The organism is Bartonella sp. AP65SXKL, assembly GCF_042195725.1.
Lineage (GTDB): Bacteria > Pseudomonadota > Alphaproteobacteria > Rhizobiales > Rhizobiaceae > Bartonella.
Genome location: NZ_JBHIOW010000063.1, coordinates 1 through 1,556 on the forward strand (window position 1 = coordinate 1; position 1,556 = coordinate 1,556).

Genomic DNA, 1,556 nt, shown 5'->3' on the forward strand with positions numbered 1-1,556 from the left:
GTTTATTTTTGAAGGTATTTTATTTATAGAAAACAATATTTTATCATATAAATTCTGATGTGATAATTTATGAGTCTAATTGAGAGCGAATGAGAGAGAAAGTTATCCACAGATCATGGGGTTATGCACCCCATATCTTAAGATTGACCAGTGACATAAGCCGCCCATTTATCCATATAGACACGGCGCTGTTCTAAATAATCAGTACGACGATAGGCACGCTCTACTTTGCCGCCAACTGTATGACTTAGAATAGTTTCAGCGACCTCATAGGGAGCATCGGTTGTTTCAGCAAGCCAATTGCGTAAACTAGAACGAAAACCATGCGGGCAGGCTTCAAGTTTATTGTCTCTCATATATTTTGCCATACAATTCTCAGCAAGGGGAGCACGACCGGAAAAAGACAGAATGAAATTACTTTTGGAAATACAACGGGCTTGTTTAATCACTTTTAGCGCTTCAGATGATAGAGGTACGCGAAATTCTGTTGTAGCGTCACGCAAACCTTTCATATTCTCAGCAGGAATAGTCCATACATCATCTTCAATCTGATCTTCACGAATATGACGCAAAGGGTTGGTACGAACGCCTGTCAGGATAAGCAAGCGCAAAGCCAGTTGTGTTATGTTTTGTGTTTTACAGAGTAACTGATAAAAGGCGGGAACATCTTTCCAATCCATTGCAGGTCTATTAGTGGTTTTATGACGTTGTTTACCTAAGAGCGCGCGTGCTTTTTCTGTTGCTTGTAAATCAACATCTAACCCTAATGCAGCCGCATGTTTGAGACAAAGATTAAGACGATTTAGTGCTTTCTCTGCTGTTGCAGCTTTTGTATGCCAGATAGGAGCAAGGGTATTGCGTATCTCTGTTTGTGTAATCTCTGAAACGGGCAGACAGCCCAATTTAGGGAGAATATGAAGGCGTAATGGTAAAAACCAATCACAAGCTTTACCATCTCTTTTTAATTCAGCTTTACGGCTTTCAAAAGCATCTAAAGCAATGTTTTTTAAATAATGAAGATTACGCATTGCCTCACGCTTTTGTTTATCGCGTTCTTTAATGGGGTCACGACCCTCATGTAAAACAGCACGCCATTGGTTTGCCAATTCACGGGCTTTTTTTAAAGAGACATGTCTTAAGGCGCCCAAGCCCATTTCACGGCGCCGACCGTGAATGGTATAACGATAAAGCCATTGAGCACCACCATCTTTACGCTTATGGAGGATCAAGCCGGCACCATCATTATATTTGCCAGCTCCCAATGTTGCGACAGCCCTTGCGTTAAGACGATTCATAAGAACCATTTTCATTCCTTTCTTATACAGTTTTACCCACACGCCAGCCCCGCTTATGCCGTGCAAGCAAATGGGTTTGTTTGATTCAATATAAACAGACTTGAAATGAGAGAATCTTACGTTATTCGAGACTCTCATTCAACATACAAAACAGTGAATTATCATTATAAATCAGTGTGTTGTAGGTTTACAGAAAAAGACAAGCCGCCACGTTTACCTTGGTTTATCAGGAGCCCCTTTGCTAATTTTTTATATTATTCA

At 40.5% G+C, this 1,556-nt stretch carries 1 protein-coding gene; it reads right to left on the reverse strand.

The genetic code is table 11. The annotated features are described in order from the left end of the window. Positions 1-137: 137 nt before the first annotated feature. Positions 138-1,304: a tyrosine-type recombinase/integrase gene (locus tag ACFIMP_RS09660; RefSeq protein WP_375612608.1), complete on the reverse strand. Its 1,167-nt coding sequence runs from the start codon at positions 1,302-1,304 to the stop codon at positions 138-140. Between the last annotated feature and the right edge of the window lie 252 nt (positions 1,305-1,556).